General features: G+C 41.9%; 17 protein-coding genes. 10 read left to right on the forward strand and 7 right to left on the reverse strand.

Annotated features, from left to right (window positions below):
- Positions 1-57 precede the first annotated feature (57 nt).
- Together L4D20_RS11395 and L4D20_RS11400 are read right to left on the reverse strand one after the other, a co-directional pair.
- Positions 58-504 carry a tellurite resistance TerB family protein gene (locus L4D20_RS11395; protein WP_428801687.1) on the reverse strand — a complete coding sequence of 149 codons (447 nt, stop codon included), beginning with the start codon at positions 502-504 and terminating at the stop codon, positions 58-60.
- 138 nt (positions 505-642) lie between these two features.
- Positions 643-1,008 carry a VC1380 family protein gene (locus L4D20_RS11400; RefSeq protein ID WP_428801688.1) on the reverse strand — a complete coding sequence of 122 codons (366 nt, stop codon included), beginning with the start codon at positions 1,006-1,008 and terminating at the stop codon, positions 643-645.
- Positions 1,009-1,204: 196 nt separating this feature from the next.
- On the opposite strand from L4D20_RS11400, the gene L4D20_RS11405 reads away from it, so the two are divergent.
- The 3 genes from L4D20_RS11405 to L4D20_RS11415 all read left to right on the forward strand — a co-directional run bounded on the left by L4D20_RS11405 (position 1,205) and on the right by L4D20_RS11415 (position 7,255).
- Entirely contained in the window at positions 1,205-2,521 is a 1,317-nt protein-coding gene (locus L4D20_RS11405; protein WP_428801746.1) for a MipA/OmpV family protein, read from the forward strand.
- Between the two features lie 147 nt (positions 2,522-2,668).
- Positions 2,669-6,622, forward strand: coding sequence for an ATP-dependent RNA helicase HrpA (gene hrpA, locus L4D20_RS11410; protein ID WP_428801689.1), 3,954 nt, complete (start codon positions 2,669-2,671; stop codon positions 6,620-6,622).
- Between the two features lie 141 nt (positions 6,623-6,763).
- Positions 6,764-7,255, forward strand: coding sequence for an outer membrane beta-barrel protein (locus L4D20_RS11415; protein ID WP_428801690.1), 492 nt, complete (start codon positions 6,764-6,766; stop codon positions 7,253-7,255).
- Positions 7,256-7,359: 104 nt separating this feature from the next.
- On the opposite strand, the gene L4D20_RS11420 is transcribed toward L4D20_RS11415, so the two are convergent.
- The gene (locus tag L4D20_RS11420; protein ID WP_428801691.1) at positions 7,360-8,247 is read right to left on the reverse strand and encodes a LysR family transcriptional regulator; all 888 of its coding nucleotides are present in this window, start codon (positions 8,245-8,247) and stop codon (positions 7,360-7,362) included.
- A 141-nt stretch (positions 8,248-8,388) separates the two neighbouring features.
- Between L4D20_RS11420 and L4D20_RS11425 the strand changes: the two genes are divergently transcribed.
- The 3 genes from L4D20_RS11425 (at position 8,389) to L4D20_RS11435 (ending at position 11,889) form a co-directional block, all read left to right on the forward strand.
- Complete coding sequence (locus tag L4D20_RS11425; protein ID WP_428801692.1) at positions 8,389-9,021, forward strand: FMN-dependent NADH-azoreductase; 633 nt, start codon at positions 8,389-8,391, stop codon at positions 9,019-9,021.
- 50 nt (positions 9,022-9,071) lie between these two features.
- Positions 9,072-10,079: an NADP-dependent oxidoreductase gene (locus tag L4D20_RS11430; RefSeq protein WP_428801693.1), complete on the forward strand. Its 1,008-nt coding sequence runs from the start codon at positions 9,072-9,074 to the stop codon at positions 10,077-10,079.
- A 199-nt stretch (positions 10,080-10,278) separates the two neighbouring features.
- On the forward strand, positions 10,279-11,889 hold the full coding sequence (locus L4D20_RS11435) for a mechanosensitive ion channel family protein (RefSeq protein WP_428801747.1): 1,611 nt from the start codon (positions 10,279-10,281) through the stop codon (positions 11,887-11,889).
- Positions 11,890-11,994: 105 nt separating this feature from the next.
- Here the strand turns inward: L4D20_RS11435 and L4D20_RS11440 are convergent, their stop codons facing one another.
- Both L4D20_RS11440 and L4D20_RS11445 read right to left on the reverse strand, forming a co-directional pair.
- Positions 11,995-13,032, reverse strand: coding sequence for an acyltransferase (locus tag L4D20_RS11440; protein WP_428801694.1), 1,038 nt, complete (start codon positions 13,030-13,032; stop codon positions 11,995-11,997).
- Positions 13,033-13,181: 149 nt separating this feature from the next.
- Positions 13,182-14,042, reverse strand: coding sequence for a LysR family transcriptional regulator (locus tag L4D20_RS11445; RefSeq protein WP_428801695.1), 861 nt, complete (start codon positions 14,040-14,042; stop codon positions 13,182-13,184).
- A 101-nt stretch (positions 14,043-14,143) separates the two neighbouring features.
- Here L4D20_RS11445 and L4D20_RS11450 point away from each other — a divergent pair, with 101 nt between their 5' ends.
- From L4D20_RS11450 to L4D20_RS11460, 3 genes are read left to right on the forward strand one after another with little or no spacing between them, the layout of a single operon-like run.
- Positions 14,144-15,202: an HlyD family secretion protein gene (locus L4D20_RS11450; protein ID WP_428801696.1), complete on the forward strand. Its 1,059-nt coding sequence runs from the start codon at positions 14,144-14,146 to the stop codon at positions 15,200-15,202.
- A 35-nt stretch (positions 15,203-15,237) separates the two neighbouring features.
- Positions 15,238-16,257 carry a DUF2955 domain-containing protein gene (locus tag L4D20_RS11455; RefSeq protein WP_428801697.1) on the forward strand — a complete coding sequence of 340 codons (1,020 nt, stop codon included), beginning with the start codon at positions 15,238-15,240 and terminating at the stop codon, positions 16,255-16,257.
- Between the two features lie 41 nt (positions 16,258-16,298).
- Positions 16,299-17,516 carry a patatin-like phospholipase family protein gene (locus L4D20_RS11460; protein ID WP_428801698.1) on the forward strand — a complete coding sequence of 406 codons (1,218 nt, stop codon included), beginning with the start codon at positions 16,299-16,301 and terminating at the stop codon, positions 17,514-17,516.
- Positions 17,517-17,586: 70 nt separating this feature from the next.
- Here the strand turns inward: L4D20_RS11460 and L4D20_RS11465 are convergent, their stop codons facing one another.
- Positions 17,587-18,036: an exoribonuclease R gene (locus L4D20_RS11465; protein ID WP_428801699.1), complete on the reverse strand. Its 450-nt coding sequence runs from the start codon at positions 18,034-18,036 to the stop codon at positions 17,587-17,589.
- Positions 18,037-18,144: 108 nt separating this feature from the next.
- Positions 18,145-19,398, reverse strand: coding sequence for a leucine-rich repeat-containing protein kinase family protein (locus L4D20_RS11470; protein ID WP_428801700.1), 1,254 nt, complete (start codon positions 19,396-19,398; stop codon positions 18,145-18,147).
- A gap of 271 nt (positions 19,399-19,669) precedes the next feature.
- On the opposite strand from L4D20_RS11470, the gene L4D20_RS11475 reads away from it, so the two are divergent.
- Positions 19,670-20,773, forward strand: coding sequence for a DUF1254 domain-containing protein (locus L4D20_RS11475; RefSeq protein WP_428801701.1), 1,104 nt, complete (start codon positions 19,670-19,672; stop codon positions 20,771-20,773).
- Positions 20,774-20,870 lie beyond the last annotated feature (97 nt).

Genomic DNA, 20,870 nt, shown 5'->3' on the forward strand with positions numbered 1-20,870 from the left:
ATAGCGGATAGCAGTAAGAATATTAGGCTCGCCCTGAGCCTAGTTCAGATTAACGGGTTACTTTTCTAAAACAGAAAGCTTTGCTCGAATGAATTCACTATGGTCAACGTATAAAAGCTCGGATGTTTTACGAATGACTGCATCTTCAAGCGGGTCTATCTCTCCGTCAGCGTGTGCAATTTGCCACATTGCTTTGATGAGTTCGAAGCGAGTCTCCTGAGATAGCTCTCTAAGCTGGGAAGTAAACTCGTAAAGTGAAGCTGCTTGCTTTGTTTGCTCTTCCGCTTGTACAAGGAGTTGGTTCGCTTCCGCTTCATTGAGTTCAAGTAACCGCTCAATCAAATGATGCTTTGCTTCTCTTTCAACTTGGTTGATCTGGTGATCCGCGCCTGCAACTTCACATAACAAACATGCGATCGCAAGATTAGGGTTCTGCTTTTGACTGCCGCTTAGGTCTTCGCCTTCAAGCAGTTGTTTAAATAGGGACGTGATCGCATTGAACATAGTGATTCCTCTGTTATTCGCTTGTTACTCAATAGCGTATTGCTTAAGTAATAGGGGCGAAGGCTTGAAATCACAAGTCAAAATTGTGTCAGCACTGTTCAATTGATGAAGATTCGGCGAAATAGACCGATATTAAGACTACGATGTTGGGGCGTCTGGAACTTCAGGGTCTTCCAGAATTTCTATGATTTCTGAGCTTGAGTGTTCATGTCCCATTAAAAACAGTGAGACCATCGCATCCGCTTTAGTTTTAGTATCCGATGCATCGTCTATGATCTGTTCAAATTTATGGCGGATCATGGCGACTTCATGCTCAACAAATCCTCGGCCTTCTTCGTCACCTTGAGTTTCTTCAGGTGCGTTATCAAACTCCAAAAACAGAAGCTTTCCATCAATCGTGGCTTTGGTCAGTCGTTCTGGTAACCACTCTTCGCCCATGACGATATCGAGATCGCTATCTTTAGGAAGTCCGTCTAGAATTATTTTTAAATCAGATACTTTCACATTTCTGTCATTTCGGAAAACATATATACTATTGTAACGGTGAATTCCCATGAAACATAAGAGTTCCTAATGAAATTGATGTCATTTTGGTGATGTTGAGCAAGGAACGCGAGAAAATAAGACCATGATAAAAAACAAAACGGGTGTGGTTCACATCGTTTATTCGACGTTAGCCGCAAGCATGTTCGCAGTGAGTATGCCATCACTCGCCGAGACAGAGACTAATTCACGGCCCTCTACTGAAGTAGAGGAAGCTAGTGTATTTGCGCCGGTCGCTGAGCAAGAGTGGGGACTAGCCGCCATGACGCGCCTATCTTCTATCCCTTATTATAACGATGTGGGTGACCGCTCCGTAGGTTCCTTTGTACCGATGATGTTCTTCAAAAACGATTACGTGTTTATTGAAGGTACGGAATTTGGAGCGTACCTCTATCAACCTGAAGATGAAAGGGTCGAGGTCAATGCACTTCTTAGGATGCGTTTTGTGGATATCCCGGCGACGTATCAAAATGGCTACGAGGGTGATACCGCGGATCTTGGTGCTCAAGTCTCTTATCAACTTGATGATATTTGGGCGATGGACTTTGAGTTCATGACGGATAGCCGTTTTAATTGGCACAGTAATGCGACCATTCATGGCGTGTTTGAATCGGGTGACTGGGAAATAAAACCTAAGGCAACCGTTCGTTATAAAAGTAAAGACTTTAACAGCGTCTATTACGGGTTTTCGAATTACGAGTTTGGGAACGATGTAAGTGCAGGTGTCGATGCACAGGTTGGTATTGGTGCTCGTTACCATGTGATTTCTAACTTGTACTTACTCGGCTCTACCGCCGTAACAAGGCTAGACGATAACGCCTATGAAAGTGCCGCGGTAAAAGATCGTTACCAAGGTGAGCTCTATCTAGGCTTTGGGTTTTTTAACGATAAAGCCAAAGCACCGAAATCTGAGTTGACTAACAAGCGCTACATCCGTGTTGCTCACGGTTGGGCTACCCCGTCAAATATTGGCGATATTATCAAGTTTAATTCTGAAAAGGATGAACATAACAACCAACTAAGCTCGGTCTTTTATGGTCACCCTTTAACCGATGAGCTGTTTGGTATTCCTCTTGATATTTACCTGACTCCTGGCCTTGTACATCACTGGTCATCAGATGTTCAATCATCCAGCACTGAATACGTCGCAGCGATTAAGGCCTATTACACAGTGAGTTGGCCAACCAAGTGGCGTTTTGGTGTCGCTGAAGGCTTGTCTTACATTGATAACGTTACCTATATCGAAGGCACTGAGATGGTCGAAAAAGACAAAGTGCCGAGTAAATTATTAAACTACTTGGACTTCTCTTTCGATGTGAATATTGGTGATTTATTCAATCAAAATGATCTGAACAATATGTGGCTTGGTTATTCTATTCACCACCGCTCGGCGATTTTTGAAAAATCCTCTCAATATGGACGTATCAAAGGTGGTAGTAACTACAACACAATCTACGTTCAATTCGATTTTTGATCTCTAGCACCTCCCTATAGATAAACAAATAAAAACGCCCATAAGCTTCAATGCCTATGGGCGTTTTTTATTGTTTTGTTTTTTTTCGAAACCAGAAAAGTGCTACAATCCGCGCAGTTTTTTCTGCTTAGTTAAATAGGAATTGCTTTGACCTCGTCTCAGCCAAATAAAGAATCTCAAACTCAGCCTGCCAGCCCTAAGTCTGCAAACACGGCTCAATCACTGCGTAAAGCGTTAAGTGAGTGCATGCTGCGTGATAGATTTCGTCTTAGTAAACGCATTAGCGGCGCAAGCAAAATAAAAAAAGAAGCGTCCCGCAATACCGTATTTGACGAAATCGCACTAGACATCGCAAAATCGATGATGACTGCACAGCAGCGTTTCGGCTATAAAACAACAATTGAATACCCAGATATTTTACCGGTTAGTCAACGACGTGATGATATTGCTGAAGCAATTGAAAACAATCAGGTCGTGATTGTAGCGGGTGAAACCGGTTCAGGTAAAACCACTCAGATACCTAAAATATGCGCTGAATTAGGTCGTGGTAAATATGGCTTGATTGGCCATACTCAGCCAAGACGATTAGCGGCCCGTTCGGTAGCGAACCGTATTGCGGAAGAGATGAAAACCCCGCTCGGCGAATTTGTTGGTTATAAGGTTCGATTCAACGACCAAATTTCTGATAATACACAAATAAAACTGATGACGGACGGTATCTTGCTGGCTGAAATTAGCCATGACCGTTTTCTAAATCAATACGATACGATCATTATCGATGAGGCGCACGAGCGCAGCCTTAACATCGATTTCATCTTAGGTTATCTAAAAGAGCTGTTGCCACGTCGTCCTGATCTTAAGATTATTATTACTTCAGCAACGATTGATCCTGAGCGATTTTCAAAGCACTTTAGTGATGCGCCAATCATTGAAGTGTCGGGCCGTACGTACCCCGTTGATACTCGTTACCGCCCATTAAGTGGTGAAGATGATACCGATCGTGATCAGCTTGAAGGTATTTTTGAAGCCGTCGATGAGCTTTGCGATGAAGGCCTTGGCGATATTCTAATCTTCATGAACGGTGAGCGTGAAATTCGCGATACCGCTGACGCTTTGAGCAAGCGAAATCTGCGTGATACTGAAATTGTTCCGCTCTATGCGCGGCTATCCTCTAGTGAACAGAATAAAATCTTTCAGTCGCACTCTGGCCGAAGAATCGTTCTTGCAACCAACGTGGCTGAAACGTCACTGACTGTTCCGGGTATTGAATACGTTATTGATCCGGGCACAGCGCGCATCAGTCGTTATAGCTATCGAACCAAAGTACAACGACTGCCTATAGAGGCGATCTCGCAAGCAAGCGCGAATCAGCGTAAAGGTCGTTGTGGTCGTGTCAGTGACGGTATTTGTATTCGACTTTATTCAGAAGAAGATTTTGAATCTCGCCCTGAGTTTACCGATCCTGAAATTCTTCGTACTAACTTAGCCTCTGTTATTTTGCAGATGACCTCGCTTGGTCTTGGTGATATTCAAGCATTCCCATTTGTAGAAGCGCCTGATCAACGTAATATCCAAGATGGTGTTCGCTTACTCGAAGAGCTTGGAGCGATTGCTGCGGATAAAAAAGCTGGCAAGCAGGTTGGCAGTAATAAAAAACAGCTAACACCAATGGGTAAAAAGCTAGCTCGTTTACCGATCGATCCGCGTTTGGCTCGAATGGTATTAGAAGCGAGTCGCAATGGATGTTTGAAAGAGTTGATGGTTATCGCTTCTGCACTTTCAATTCAGGATCCACGTGAACGTCCTTCAGAGAAGAAACAAGCATCGGATGAAAAGCATAAGCGATTTTTCCACGAAGAGTCTGATTTCCTAACGTTTGTGAATCTTTGGAACTACATTAAAGAGCAACAAAAAGAACTCAACGGCAACCAATTCCGTAAGCAGTGTAAGAAAGACTACCTGAACTATTTACGCGTACGTGAATGGCAAGATGTTTACTTCCAGATTCATCAATCAATGCGTGAAATGGACTTTAAACTCAATGATGAAGAGGCCTCTTACGAGAAGGTTCACACCTCCATTTTATCGGGCCTGCTTTCTCATATCGGTATTAAAGACCCTGAAAAGAGTGAGTACCAAGGTGCTCGTAATGCTCGTTTCAGTATCTTCCCTGCGTCAGGGCTATTTAAGAAACAACCTAAGTGGATCATGTCTGCTGAGCTGGTGGAAACCTCAAAGTTGTGGGGACGCATCATTGCTAAGATTCAACCTGAGTGGATTGAACCGTTAGCGGTCCATTTAATAAAACGTAGCTACAGCGAACCTCACTGGTCGAAAAAACGTGCTGCGGTAATGGCTGATGAAAAAGTGATGCTGTACGGAATTGCCATTGTTCCAAAACGCTTAGTGAATTACAGCCAAATAGATCCGACAATCAGTCGAGAGATTTTCATTCGCAGCGCGTTAGTTGAAGGTGAGTGGGAAAATAAACATCCGTTTTTCAAACAAAACCGGAAGTTACTTGCGGAAGTAGAAGAGCTAGAGCACAAGTCTCGTCGTCGTGACATCTTAGTTGATGATGATGAGCTGTTTGATTTCTATGATCAGCGTGTCGCGACCGATGTTGTTTCTGGTCGTCACTTTGATACGTGGTGGAAGAAAGCAAGCAAAGACAACAAAGAGCTACTGAACTTTGAAAAAGAGATGCTGTTCAGAGGCGACGCTAGCCATGTTACTGATTTGGACTACCCTAATTTCTGGCATCAAAACGGCATTAAGCTAAAGCTGAGCTACCAGTTTGAACCGGGTGAAAACAGTGACGGTGTCACGGTGCATGTCCCGCTTCCGATTCTTAACCAAATTGAACAGGCTGGCTTTGATTGGCAAATCCCGGGGCTTCGACATGAGCTTATTGTTAGCATGATCAAAGCGCTGCCTAAAACCATTCGTAAGAACTTCGTCCCAGCGCCAAATTACGCAGACGCCTTCTTAGGGCGAGTGACGGCAATGGAAGCGCCGTTGCTTGATTCGCTTGAAAAAGAGTTGCGTAGAATGACGGGCGTAGAAGTATTACGTGATGATTGGAATTTAACTCAGATACCAGATCATCTTAAAGTGACATTTAGAGCTGTGGATCATCGCCACCGTAAGCTTAAAGAAAACAAAGATCTTCATGAGCTAAAAGAGAGCCTTAAAGATAAAGTTCAAGAGACGCTCTCGAAAGTCGCAGATGATGATATTGAGCAACAAGGTCTTCATACTTGGAGCTTTGGTGAACTACCAAAAGTTTATAAGCAAAAGCGTGGCGGATTTGAAGTTAAGGCATACCCAGCATTAGTTGACACCAAAGACAGCGTAGAAATTAAGCTGTTTGAAACAGAACAAGAGCAACAACTTGCGATGCGTGCTGGTCAACGTCGTTTAGTTTTGCTTAACGTTCCGTCGCCTGTTAAGTATCTGCACTCAAACTTACCTAATAAGTCGAAGCTTGGACTCTATTTCAACCCATACGGACGTGTTCTGGATCTGATTGACGATTGTATCGCGTGTGGAATAGATAAGCTCATTGAAGAGCAGGGCGGGTTAGTTTGGGGTTCTGATAACTTCGAAGCATTGAAAGAGCATGTTCGTGCTGAACTAGGTGATACCGTTGTTGATGTAGCGAAACAAGTTGAGACAATTTTGACGACTGCGTTTGCGATTAACAAAAAGCTTAAGGGCAAGGTCGACTTTACCATGGCGTTTGCGTTGTCAGATATTAAAGCTCAGGTCGAAAGCTTGATCTTTAAAGGATTTGCCACCGAATGTGGTTGGAAGCGTTTGCCAGACATCTTGCGCTATATGAAAGCGATTGAAAAACGGATGGAAAAACTTCCAATCGATCCAAATAAAGATCGCTTACACATGCTAAAAGTGGAATCAGCAACGAATGATTACAAAGAGTTACTGAATAAGATACCGAAAGGCGTTACGATTCCGGACAATGTAAAAGAGGTACGGTGGATGCTTGAAGAATTGCGTGTGAGCTACTTTGCTCAGCAGCTTGGAACACCTTATCCGGTATCCGATAAACGTATTAAAAATGCCATTAATGAATGTTAATTTTCGGTATAGACCTTGCATACTGTAAACGTAACACTATAATTCGCCAACATTACGGCAATGGCCCGCCGCAAAGGGCCATTGCTGATGACTATAAATAATAGCTACAGCAATGATTAGCTATAACGAAAAAGGTTTCACATGAAAAAGACTCTTTTAGCCCTTGCTCTTATTGGTGCATCAACGACAGCTATGGCTGACTCATTTATTTACGGTGGCGCTTCTGTTGGTTCTTCTAGCCTAGACAGTGAAGATGCAACCTCTTATAGCATTCACGCTGGAACAGGTCTGCTACCGTTCATCGGTTTAGAAGCTGGTTATACGGACCACGGTAAATTTGAGTTTACTCCTGGTGGTGACGTGAAAGCATCTTCAGTTTACTTTGCAGTGAAGCCAAGTATCAACTTCGGCCCACTACAAGTTTACGCAAAAGGTGGTGTTCACTCTTGGGACATGACAGGTAATGGCGGCGTGAATTTCAATGATGATGATAGCTACGACATGATGTACGGTGTTGGTGCAGACTACGCTGTATTTGGCCCTATCTCACTGGGTGCAAACTACATGAACTACGTTATGGATAATGAAGACATCGGTACGTTCTCTCTAACAGCTTCTTTCAACTTCTTATAATAAGTCGTTGTTAATAGGTCGATTATAAATTGGTCTATGAACTGTAGATAGATAAACGCCAGCTGTGATGCTGGCGTTTTTGTTTACGCTATCGGTTTCTGCAATTAATTAAATGATCTGCGAAGTGCGTTTACAATCGCATCGCTGACCACTTTCAACCGTTTAGAGTGAATCGTTGATAGCGGAGAAACTAACGATACCGGCACATCCATATACCTCCAATCTTCTAATATTCTGACTAAGCGCCCTGAAGCAAGGTCGCTATTGCACAAAAATGTGGGTAAAGCAGATACTCCAACCCCAGAAAGAGTCAGCTTATGCACACTGGTTATCTGGTTCGTTTCTACCACAAGCGGCGTTTTTACAACTTCAGTAACGTCTCCTTTGGTTAGCCTCCAAGTTTGATACGGCTTATTTGTACTTAGCCCAATACACCGAACGTTCGTTAGATCGTTTGGATGGCTTACATCAATTTCCTTAAAGTACTGTTTAGAAACAACGGTTATCGGTTGAATATAGCCAATATTTCTCACTCTAAGGTTGCTCTCTTCTAAAGGACCAATGCGGATTGCAAAGTCGTAACCTTCACCGATCAAATCAATATTATCGTTGGTACTGTTAATGATGATTCTAAGGTCAGGGTATTGATCACATAGAGAGTGCACGCATGAAGAGAGTAAAAATAGTTCAAAATCTTCAGGGACGGTAATCTTAATGGTTCCTGATAGGACGTTATCCATTCCATAAAGTGATTTCTCCGCTTCTTCAATATTTTCCAACGGCCCTAAACAGGATTCATAAAAATGACGTCCGGCTTCGGTTAGGCTTTGCTTGCGAGTGGAGCGAACGAGCAGCTTGGTTCCAGTGCGCTCTTCAAGTTTCGTTACCGCTTTGCTCAGGCTCGATTTTGGTACTTTGAGCGCATCAGCGGCTTTAGTGAAGCTCCCAAACTTTACAATATTAACGAAATAATAGATTAACTGGATGTCCATTGTTTCTCCTAGGAAACAGTGAAATTCAAAAAAGGCGGATTATCAACAATGTAATATCAGTTAATAATGTTCTCAACCAATAGAGGCCCAAGAGTTGAAGTCACGACGGATTTCGACGCCTTAGAAAGGAAGATATACATTATGACAACTGATACGAAGAAAGTTCTTATTATTAAATCGAGCCCAATGGCAGATAATTCAGTATCTGGATCTATGGCTGATTACCTTGTTGAACAGCTAGGCCTGAAATCTGAGCAGTACCATTTTACTGTACGTGATTTATCGGTTACGCCAGCACCTGTTTATGATTCTGAAATTTTGAATGCCTTTTATACGCCTGCGGAAAAACTGACTGAGGAGCAGATTAAAATTGTTAGTCCATCTCTTGAGTATATTGAAGAATTAAAGACGGCTGATATCATCGTGCTTGCTTCACCTATGCACAACTTCAGTATTACAACGCTACTTAAATCCTATCTTGACCAAATTTGTCGTATTGGATTGACGTTCAATTACCATGAGAAAGGGCCCGAAGGGCTTATCAAAGGCAAACAAGCCGTCATCATTAGTAGCGCAGGTGGTAACTTCCTAGCAGAGTCTGAGAAACATAAGGACTTCCAAACGCCTTACTTAACCCATGTTTTGAACTTCATCGGAATTGATGATGTAAGTACTGTTTACGTCCATGGCATGGGGCTAGGGGAAGAGTACTCTGCTCAATCCATACAACAAGCGAAACTTAGCCTAGCCAATATTTCGGTTAATACACTTTGAAAAGTGACGAATCTACCCATTATAACTAAAGCTAAAAACAAGGATAAGTTATGTCTAAATTAATGAAAGCAGCCGTCATCAACAATTGGGGCTCACGTGAGCAGTTTGAAATTGCTGAGCTAGCAGCCCCATTCATTGGGCCGGAAGACGTGCTAGTGAAAGTCGCTTACTCGGGATTAAATCCAGCAGACTGGAAGATTCGAGCCGGTCATTTGAAAGCGCATATGGAAGAGAAAACTTTTCCGCTAGCGTTAGGGTTAGAGGCGTCGGGTACTGTTGAGTCTATTGGGGAGTTGGTGACGGGCATTTCAGTTGGGGACCGCGTCGTGTGCGGTTCCAATCTGTTTGAACAAGGTAAGCATGGAACCTATGCTCAATACTTATCTGTACGTCAAAGTCATGTGGTCAAATTACCGGATTCCATAAATTTTAAAACCGCTGCTTCACTGCCCATTGCAGCGCTTACTGCTTGGCAAGCCTTGTTTAGTGAAGATAAAGGTCATTTGTCATCTGACGAAGGAAAAAGGGTGCTTATAAATGGAGCATCTGGTGGCGTTGGCAGTTTCGCTGTTCAATTCGCGAAGTTAAGAGGAGCGATGGTTGCCACAACGTGCAGTGGACGAAACATCGATTATGTGAAAGAGCTAGGCTCCGATCTCGCGATTGATTACCAGAGTGACAGTATTGATAAATCAGTATCGGATTGGGCTCCTGAAGGGGTCGATCTGATCATTGATGCTGTTGGTGGAAATTCGATCATAGACCCGGTTAGTCTGTTGAAGCAGGGAGGAAAACTAGTGAGCATTGCTACCATCACTGAAGATGGAGACATTCAAGCCAGTATTTTAGATGCTCAAAATCGTGGTAGAGAAAAAATATTTGCTTACTTGAGTGACGATTCATTTACTAAAGATTTAAGTGAAGTAGTGGAGTTATTAGAGAATGAAAAAATTGCCCCCCCGAAGATCAAAAGCTTTCCAATGGCGGAGGTTTCCTGCGCGCATCAGCAGTTAGAAAGTGGTAGAGCTAAAGGGAAATTGGTATTAGAGATACCTTAGGTGCATAAAAAGGACCAGCTATCCTCTAGTGTTATCATCGATATGGATAATATCTTTATGCTCATCATTGGTTTTGGACCATATTTTAGCGGAATTAGTGATCTGAATTACACAATTAGATTTGTTAGCTGAAACGAGTTAAATACATGCTATTTTTAGTGGAATAGTAACGACTTATAGGTGATTCATGTATTCAAGGATGAAAGTGTTTCTAGCGTGGATATTGCTGGTTTTTGTTCCGCTCGCAGCCCATGCCTCTGTAGATAAACTCGTATCAAATCAAGCTCGACTCTCTAGCGATCTTATTGCCCTAACTCAAGCACATGATAACGAACGTTCATTTTTGGAAGATGTTCTACGTAGAAAAAATGAGGCATTAAGAGAGCAACTAGCTCATGAAATATCTCTAAATACTGATGATGAGCGTATTAATCAGGTTATCTCTGATCAAATCTTGCTACTTGATTCATTGATTGATTTAAGTAATGGCAGTGTGGCGACCATTGTTAAGCAAGCTAGGGATAGTAAAGGGGATGAAAAGGTTCAATTTGAATTAGAAGCACAGAAACGGATTGGCGTAATGGACACCTATTACGAACAGCTTTTTGCTACTTTTCAGTTGGCGACACAGAGAAGTATTGATGTTTCTGAGTCAGTAGACGAGCTAAAAATTGCGTTAACGGATAGAGCAGAGTTTTTGTCTAATGCTGTACTTTATGTCGATTCTACAAAAAAAGAAGTCGAGCGTCGTATTAGCTATGTCAGCGAAGAGGAAAAAGCGACCTTAACTCAAGAGATCATTCGGTTTAATGAGCGCATCGCAATGATGGTGATCAGTTTGCAGTCGTCAGTCTCATTGATGGAATCGATGGGGGTGGAAGCCACAGACTATAAACAGTTGTTGCTAGCGACGACTGGCGATATAAATGCAGACGTTCTTGATGTCGATGTGGCATTAGGTTTATTTGAAGAGTGGCTAGATTCATTTAAAGTTTGGGCCTTTGAAAATACGCCTTCGATGTTTCTCAAGTTGTGTCTATTTTTGGCGATTTTGTATGGGACAAAAGCACTCGCTAAAATCGTTAGCAAAGGCGTTAAGAAAAGCGTAAAACATTCCAAAATGGATTTCAGTGTATTGATGCAGGAGTTCTTTGTTTCTGTAGCGTCTAAGGCTGTCATCTTTATTGGTCTGCTCGTAGCGCTTTCTCAAGTTGGCATTGAACTCGCACCACTATTAACTGGTTTCGGTGTGGCTGGTGTCATTATTGGTTTTGCACTACAAGATACGCTATCAAATTTTGCATCGGGCTTAATGATCCTGATTTATCGTCCGTATGATGTCGGCGACATGGTCAAGGTTGCTGGAATTCAAGGAACAGTAAAGAACATGAGCTTGGTTTCTACGACAATTCAAACAATTGACAACCAGAGACTTGTTATTCCAAATAATAAAATTTGGGGAGATGTTATCAATAACATTACTGCCGAACGCACGCGCCGTGTTGATATGGTGTTTGGTATTGGCTATGCCGATGATATCGATAAAGCTAAAGCGGTGTTAAATCAAGTATTACTCGATGATACGCGGGTACTGAAAAACCCTGAGCCTATGGTGAAATTGCATACACTTAACGAATCGTCAGTTGATTTTGTTGTACGTCCTTGGGTGAAAACCGATGACTATTGGGATGTCTATTGGGATGTGACAGAGAATGTTAAGAAGCGTTTTGATGAAGAGAGCATTACGATTCCGTTTCCACAGCGAGATGTTCATATCTATCAGCATCAAGAAAGTCAGGTGAAAGAATAGGGCTAAACACTTGAAGGTAGGTTATTACGATTGAAGCGAGCTACTCGCTTGATTGTAATAACCTTATTTCCAGCACAAACCCCAATAGTTCAGTAATATACACGCCTAGATGCACCGATTTAAGTACTTTACTTTGCTCATAAGTAAAGCGGTCAAATATGACAGATAGAAAGTTAATAAAGCCGCAAACGGTATATATAGATAGATATCAATCCACTCTAGTAACCACTCTTCAGCAAATGACGATATCGATTTAATAAACAGGGGGTGGATAAGGTAAATACCAAAGCTGAGATTTGCGAATCGGCTTAATTTTAGGTCGACGTTAGTAAGGCATTTGATTAGCAGAAATAGCGCAATGGATGCCGCGACAACGTTGATGCTTAAGTATGAATAAAAGTAGAGATAGGTTATATAGTAGCTGCCAATAATCGTAATCGACAAAGCAAATATACATACCAATAAACAGTGTATTACGTTTGTTTTTACACCATATCGAGCGAAATACCCGCCCAAGCAAAAATACCCTAAGTAACTTAAGAAATCATTGGTGAATAAGCTCACTTTGGCGTTTAAATCAAAATAAATAAGAGCGACATTCGAAAGAGCAGCTAGCATGGCCAGCCCAAAGCATAGGCAAATAAATACAAACAATTCAATTTTTGTGAGAGAGTTTTGAATCGCCCTTAAAACAGGAGTTACGAGGTAAAGTAACGGAATCATGAAGAGATACCATAGATGATAATATGGCTCACCTAGAGCCCAACCCTTCGCTACTGTAAAATAAGCTGCAGAGATATCATCATTTATGAAGTACTTGAGAATTACCCACAGAGAGTAAAACAAAGACCAAAACAGCAGAGGGACTAGAACTTTATTGATTCTCTTCTTGAAAAATACAATATTAGATTCAGTTTTACTGAGTAAGAAGTAACCGCTAATCATGACGAACAGAGGGATGCACCACATAGTGACAGATGCGTATATATTCCCTGCCCACCAACTACGATTACCATACAACGGGTCAGCTATATCAATGTCACTAACAAAACTAGACGCTACATGTAATAGAACCACTGCAAAAACAGCAAATACTCGCAAGTTATCTGCCCACAAGTAATTCGTGTTGTTAACTTTGTTCAAACTTTATCTCCAACGAATGATGATACTAATTTCATCTACGTGTAATTTTCTTCAAAGTGAAATTTTTATCTAAGTCCCATTTTCAGCTAAATACCATCTTCTTCTATATCCAATCTTCACTATCTACAATTCTCATTGACTCATTAAGCCTAGTTAATCTTTTCTTTGAAGAGATCGATCAGTGCTCTCGTTTTTTTTGAGAGGAATTGTGCAGATGGGTAGATCAACGTCAAATTCAATTTGGGATAAACGACTTCAGGTAATACTTCAACGAGTAGGCCACTTTCTCGTGATTTTTTTGAGTGGATCTTGGGTAAAAAAGCGATGCCTTGATTATTGAGTGCGAGAGTATGTAGCAAGTTTAAATCATCCGATTTTAACGAGACATGTAGGTCACTGTCTAACAAATCAGCATTGTATCTATTGGTGAAGATTCGATGTAATTTTAGGTCATTTAACGTAGACAGCGGAGGATGTGAAGCCAAGTAATCTTTTGATGCGACAAGGTGGCATGCGTAAGGAATTAAGCTGAATTGAACGTAACTGTCATCCGCCACGCTAACGACGTTAGGTAATACCTGTAAGTCGAATGATTGCCGTTTAAGGTCAACACTGTCTTGATGGTTTTCGACTTCAATCCGAACATTTGGGAATCGAGAAGAATATTCCGTGATGATTGCTGGAAATGCCTGCGAGGTCATTAACGCTGATGGGATAGCAAGACGCACTATACCTGAGAAATCTTGTTGAGATTCCTGCATTGCGATTAAACTTTGATCGATAAGGTAAACCTGCTTCGACACCAGTTCATAAAGATGTTTACCGTGTTCGGTAAGTTCAATGGTTCGAGTTGTTCGAATAAGAAGCTCACAGCCCAATGAGCTTTCTAATACCTGTAATCGACGGCTGATCTTCGAGCGTTGCATGTTATTTGCTTTCGCTGCCGCGCTGATTCCGCCATGAAGAACCGTTTGGGTAAACAATCTTATATCATCAAAACTCGTTGTCATTGTCCTATTTTTAGCTCAATTGTGTCTGTTTTTCTATTCTACCAGACTCACATAGAAATCCCTATAATCTAGGCACACAGATTAGCTATGGGGTTAACAACATGACTGAAACTACCAAATTTAAGCAATGGATGAAGGCCTTGAGTCTTATATTCGTTGTCTCATTTATTTACATAGTCATTGCAGATAGGCATGCACCTTTGACAACTGAAGGGCGAGTACACGGTCACGTTGTTCAGGTTGCTCCTGAAGTGACCAGTCGTGTTACCAATGTGAAGGTAAGAAACAACGATGTTGTTGAAAAAGGGGATATCCTATTTTCATTGGATCCTCGTCAATTTGAAATTGCGCTAGAACAAGCCATTTTATCGTTGCAATCAGCAAAGGAAAAATCGGTTGCGCTTCATGCGCAAAAAGAAGCCGCCGTCGCTAATATTACTCGCGCTAAAGCCTCTCACGATAACGCCTATGCAGAGTACAAACGTACTCAAAAACTATCAAAGCAGCAGGCCATCTCTCAATCGAGCCTTGATAGTGTCACCAAACAGTATCAAATGGCGGTTGCTGGGCTAGAGATAGAGCGTCAGAACCTCAAAGTATTGGAAGCTCAACTTGGTAACGGAGTAACAACAGAGGTTCGTATTGCTCGAAACAGGGTAGAAAAAGCGATGTTAGATTTAGACAACACTGACGTTCGATCTCCGAGTGATGGTGTCGTGACCAACGTACGCTTAGAAGTAGGAACCATGGCGAATGCAAACATGCCTCTACTAACGTTCGTACCTGCAGGGTCAATGTGGGTAGCTGCTGATTTTCGAGAAAAGTCAGTGACTCGAGTGAACGACGATTTTCAAGCTATGGTCTCTTTCGATGCATACCCGGGTAGAGTATTTCATTACAGCGTTGATAGCCGAGATCATGGTGTTTCATCTGGACAACAAACGCCGAATGGCACATTGACAGAGATACAAGTAAATAACCGCTGGGTACGTGATGCGCAACGTACCAGAATTAACTTAGAAAATGATGAATCGTTACCTAGTTCGCTATTTGTTGGCTCGCGCGCAACCATGGTACTGCACTCAGGAAATAGCTTTTTTTGGCAGACGGTGGCAAAAGTCAGAATTCGCATGATTAGTTTGTTTCACTTTATCTACTAGTTCGTTTATTTCATTCAGCATATTAGGTAGCCGCTATGAAAATACTTCGTATATGGTTTGGTTGTTCTTTAGGGTTAGCGACAAGCATGGTATTGGGTTGGGACTTTGGTTTCATAGCGATACTCATTCCCTTGTTCGTACTTGGTAAGGTCGATCAATTTCATCTTCCGTTAATGATAATGATTTTGGCAGCTGCGATATGGACGACCATTCAGATGACTTTGCTATGGGAGTTTTTCCATGTCTACCCTATTATTTTGTTTATTTTGGTGGGTATTGTCTTTTTGATTAATAGCATTGCCATGACCAACAAGAAAACATTCTTAATCGGATATATGGGGTTGTTGCTTGGTTCTGTTTTATTGAATTTCTCTAGTTATACATTTATGGATATCGAAGAGCTCTCTATTACGATTATTGTCGCGTGTTTTGCCAATATCATTATTTGCGGCATCGCTCATTGGCTATTTCCTGAGCCAGAAACAGCTTCTATAGAAGCTGCTCCAACAGAACAGGTGGCTGTCAATAGTATTGACCGCGTAAGTCAGGTTGCCATGGTATGGGTAATAGCCATGTGCGCATTTGTGGTTTTCCAAGTTTTCGACTTGTTTGACTCAGGGGCTGCGAACGCTTCAATACTGATTATATTAGCGCCTATGACGTGTGTTGGAATCATTCAGATGGCGAAAATACGCATAGTGGGGACAGCTCTTGGGTGTTTGGCTGGGTTAGGCGTACAACTGACGCTAGGGTTATGGTTTGAAAATGCCTTTTTATATTGGTTGTTATTTACGATTGCGATGGGACCGTTCTGCTACTGGCAAACACAAGGTGACGCTAAAGCGGCGATCTCACTCGCGGGTATGGCAGCATTGTGCGTGCCATTAACTTCAGCGTTAGCGCCGGGTGAATCAGATGCGATCTTTGCCATTTTATATCGTTTTAGCTCCATCTTTGTCGCCGTTGTACTTAGTGTTTTAGTAACACTCTTTGTTCAATACCTATTCGACAGAACATCAATAAAGGCATCACGAATACCACATAACCAAGCATAGAAGAATGATATTCAAAATAGAGTCATTAGAAGAGGTGATGAATGCCAATGGAAAAAGTAGGTACTAAGATGATTCGAATAATTGTGCGTAGATATTACAGTCTTATTTTTCTCGTATTGTTAACGGCGTGCAGTACGGCGCCAGAAAGAAATGCATCTTCAGATTCTGAGTCAATCAACCCTTTGAATGTTCCAGGGTTGAGGTTTTGGGACGAGCATATTTCAGATATTGAGAACTACGATATGCATTTCGAACGTGAGTCGTTATATCGATATAAAGCCGATAATAAAGAAATCAATCACCTAGCATTGTCTGGCGGAGGTGTTAATGGTGCATTTTCAGCCGGTATTCTCAACGCGTGGACAGAACAAGGAACACGACCGACATTCGACGTAGTTACAGGAGTCTCAACAGGGGCCATTGTATCGGTATTTGCTTTTCTAGGCAGTGATTACGATGAAGCTCTAAAGCACTATTATACTGAAACATCTATGGATGAGATGTTTAAGCGCAACTATCTATTTCAGCTAAGCTCACGTAAGTCGATTGTGAACACGTCAGGCTTTGAAAAAAAAGTTCGTAGTGCAATTAACAAAGATATGATGGAGAAAATAGCCCACGAACGTAGCAAAGGGCGCATTTTAATTATCGCGACCACTAATCTTGATAACGAAAAAATGGCGTTATGGGATATTGGAAGAATCGCACAAGTTGGTAGCTTGGAGGCACAGGTTTTAATTCAAGATATCGTTATTGCGAGCAGCTCGATACCCGGTGCTTTTCCCGCAAAGCTAATTCAACTTACCTCTGACGGTACTCATTATGATGAATTGCACGTTGATGGGGGAGTTTCTAGACAGGTATTTTTGATTCCGCAATGGATGCAAAATTCCTCGGTGATTTCAGGCTTTTCCCAAAATGTTTATGTCATTAGAAACGGTAGCTTAAAGCCAAACTTTAGTGAAGTGAGCAATAGTATCTCGTCGGTCTCATCTCGATCTTTAGCAACGTTGACTCGTAGACAAGGGGTAGGGGATGTAGAGTATATTTTTCGATATAGCCAAAGTCATGAAATGGAATTTAACCTAGCCCATATTGATGATGATTTCCTAGGTAGCGATCTTGATCCTCTAGAACTGGAATACATGAACTCGGTATATGAATACGGTTTTGACAATATGATAAACCAAACACTTTGGCTACAAAGACCGCCGAGTTTAGATGAGCAGATCCATTTTGAACCCATGCGAGAATTGTAACGTCTAGGGAATAAAAAACGCCAGTAGGACAGACACTGGCGCTTTTGCTATCTATTTGATAATTGGGTGGTTAGCTCTGCTCAGAGTTGATACTTGCGTAAGTATGCAAAAGGTCCGTAAGAGTTTTAACCCAGCCAAAAGCATCGACTGGTGCGTTAACCAGTAATTTTTCAACGTGCTCACAATGAATTTCAAGCGTAATCGCTTCTTCCAAGTTAAAGGAAATCGCGTAGAAGTGCCAAAGAACCAGTCTGGTCATTCTGATGCTATTTTGTTTCGCATTCTCTGAATCATCAAAGGCTTGTTGAATCTCGCTAAGAGCAATGGCAGTCATACGAAGTGTGGCATCAAGGCGTGCAGACATCATACGCTCTTCACTATCGACTTCTTCTTGCTCAAAAGTGAACAATTCACTCATCACATCTTCTGGTACCATTTTACTGATCATTCGAACGCTGAACTCTTCTAGTTCTTGGCGTGGCATGGTAACAAGACAGTTAAAGGTATAATCACGAAGCATAGGGAGTCGCTCTAGTTAGGGTGTTATTGAGTTAAATTATAAGCACTGCGATGATATTGAGCAGTGCTTATCTAGAAGAGTTTAATTCTGGTCGTTATTCGTTATTCGTTACTTGTTAAACGCTTCTTTAGCGATATGCTCTAGCGTTTGATATTCGTCGCTTCCGATGTCCGCTGGCTGACAAATACTGAGTAGATCTTGAATAAAGAAACTAAGTGCTCTTGATTCAATCGCTTTGATTTTTTGTTGCTGGTTAACGGGCAGATAGTCATACGTTGATGCTGCGCCAAAGTCGCCAAAAATCATATGGTTGTTGTTGTCTATAAGCACGTTGTGAGCGTACAGATCTCCGTGACATACTTTGTTGCTGTGTAGGTGTTCAAACACATCCACCATCTGTTCAACAATCGTCTTAATATCGTTAACGCTTAGAGTAAATTCAGGTTTGAACGTATCACGTGTGCATGACTGTAAGCTTGGAGCTAAACCCAGATTAAAATAATTGTCTGGAATAAGCTCCATGACTAACGCTAGATAATCAGGTTCGCTGACTTGAGCAATAGACTTCACTAGGTTCTTGTGAATACCTGTCTGTAAGCAGGCGTGCAGTTCATCTTGCGGGTAACCGTCGCTTGTTACAGAGCCTTTAAATACTTTAACCGCAACATGTTCTGGGAAGTCGTAATTGCTGTTGAGCCAATTAGCGTGTGAAATGATGCCAGAGGCACCTTGTCCTAGAACTTGATTCAGCTTGTAACTATTAGAGTCCACTAGAGGGATTTCTGTTTCCAATTCGTGATTTACACAAAATGGATTTCCTGCAAACGCGAGCCATGCAAGGCGCGGAAGAGACAGCAGCTGTTTAGGAAACTCAGTAAGTTGGTTTGCTGATAATCGGATTAACTCCAAGTTATGCAGGTTACTTACTGAGTCAGGTAATTGCTTGATTTTATTACCCGCAAGCGCAAGTTTTTGCATGCGTGGTCGTTCGCCTAGCGAATTAGGCAGTGTCTCGATCTCATTATCGGTCAAAATCAACCAGCGAAGTTGAGTAGGTAGTGATTCCTCAGCGACTTCTACTATTTGATTATCTTTAAATCCTACCATTTCAAGCTTTGGGCATGCGCCAAGTACTGTTGGAAGGTGAGTGAACTGGTTTTGAGATGCGAACAAGATCTTCAAATTAACCAGTTGCGAGATTTCACTAGGTAAATCACTTAATTGGTTGTTAGAAAGGTCTAATATTTCTAGGGAGTCGGCAAGCTGTAATATTTCTAACGGAAATTCAGTTAATTGCTGTGAAATTGTTAGACGCGTAACGCCTTTTAACTGACCATTTTTTAACTGTTCTAATGTGTGCAAACCTAAACCCTAATAACTCGAACCAATTTGAGAGCGCGTAGTTTACGTGGAGTTACAGTGAAAGGCGAGCAAGTCGGCGGTAAATCTCAGAAGGGCGATTAGCTCTAAACTCGGATATGAGCCTATAGGTGTTTAAAAATGAGTATTGAAACCCGTTAAAGTATTTCTAAAGCAAGAGAGGGATGGCATAACCAACAATATGGTGCGCAAGTGAAGGCTTGAGTATTGGAAGTTGGAACAACGTATAACGTAAACAATAACGGGGTTTCAAATGAAAAAATCTATCTTAGCAATATCACTACTAGTCACAATCTCAGGCAGTGCCATCGCACAAGAGAAATTTGCTACGCTTGGCGATCATCTACCAAAAAAAGGCGAACCGACAGCGTTTCAAAATCAGAACAGCGGGCCAATTAAAGTCACTAGCGATAATTTCATAATGGCGGAATCTGATAAGTACTTCTTTGAGCAGCAAAGTGAAAGCGAGATGAACACGTTTAATCATGCGGACACTTTAATTACGCCTGATAATCAAACCGTTGTTCGACAAAACCGTGACACTCTATATTCCAAGGGGATTTTTGATACCAACGGTGGTGTAACTTTCCAACTGCCAAATATAGAGACATACCAAAGCCTTCAAATCATTGATGAACAGCACCGTACGATTGGAGTTATCTACTCTGAGCAAGGCAAGAACAGCATTACCGTAACACCAGATATGCTTTCTTCAGGTGAGCACGTTTGGATTGTCATGCGAACGCAGGTGAAATCAATGAGCGAACAAGATCTTGCAGTAGGCCGCGATCAGCAGCGTATGGTCAAAGTGACAGCTCACTCATCAAATCCTTATATCGCAAAAGGTTTCGAGCAAAAGAGTCGTGAAACGACAAGACTGGATCAAGAGAAGAGTATTCTGAAAATTGATTTAGCGCGTTCATTTGGTGCGCCTGGCTCTGAGGTTGTCCGAGAATTTGATGCAACAGTAGCAACAGCAATGGGCTTTGGTGGCCTGCCATCGAAACACGCTTACTACAAAGTTTTAATCGCAGAAGATCGCACAGGCACATGTCAAAGCATGACGTTTGAAGAGCCACCGCTACAAGACAAAGGATTCTTCTCTGTAACGACTTACGGTCCTGATGGTTACATTCATGCATACAACTACGCGACGTCTAGCCGCGAGATCAAGCCAAACAAAGATGGTTCCATAACGGTTAACTTTAACTGTGAAGGTGCGAAGAATAACTTAGATGTCGCATCGGGTTGGACAGGTATTCTACGGATGTACATGCCGCACAACGTCAATGAAATCGTCGAGTTTGGTAAGAAAATAGAGATGCCACATGGTGCTCAGTCTTACGCAAAGAAATAGCTTTTTTAGATAGCTGTAAGGTTTACGTTCTAAACCAATGCTTATCATGTTCACAGTGATTAGCATTGGTTCCCTACATGGTTAAAAGTTACGGAGT

This window comes from Vibrio kyushuensis (genome assembly GCF_050337325.1).
Classification (GTDB): Bacteria; Pseudomonadota; Gammaproteobacteria; order Enterobacterales; family Vibrionaceae; genus Vibrio; species Vibrio kyushuensis.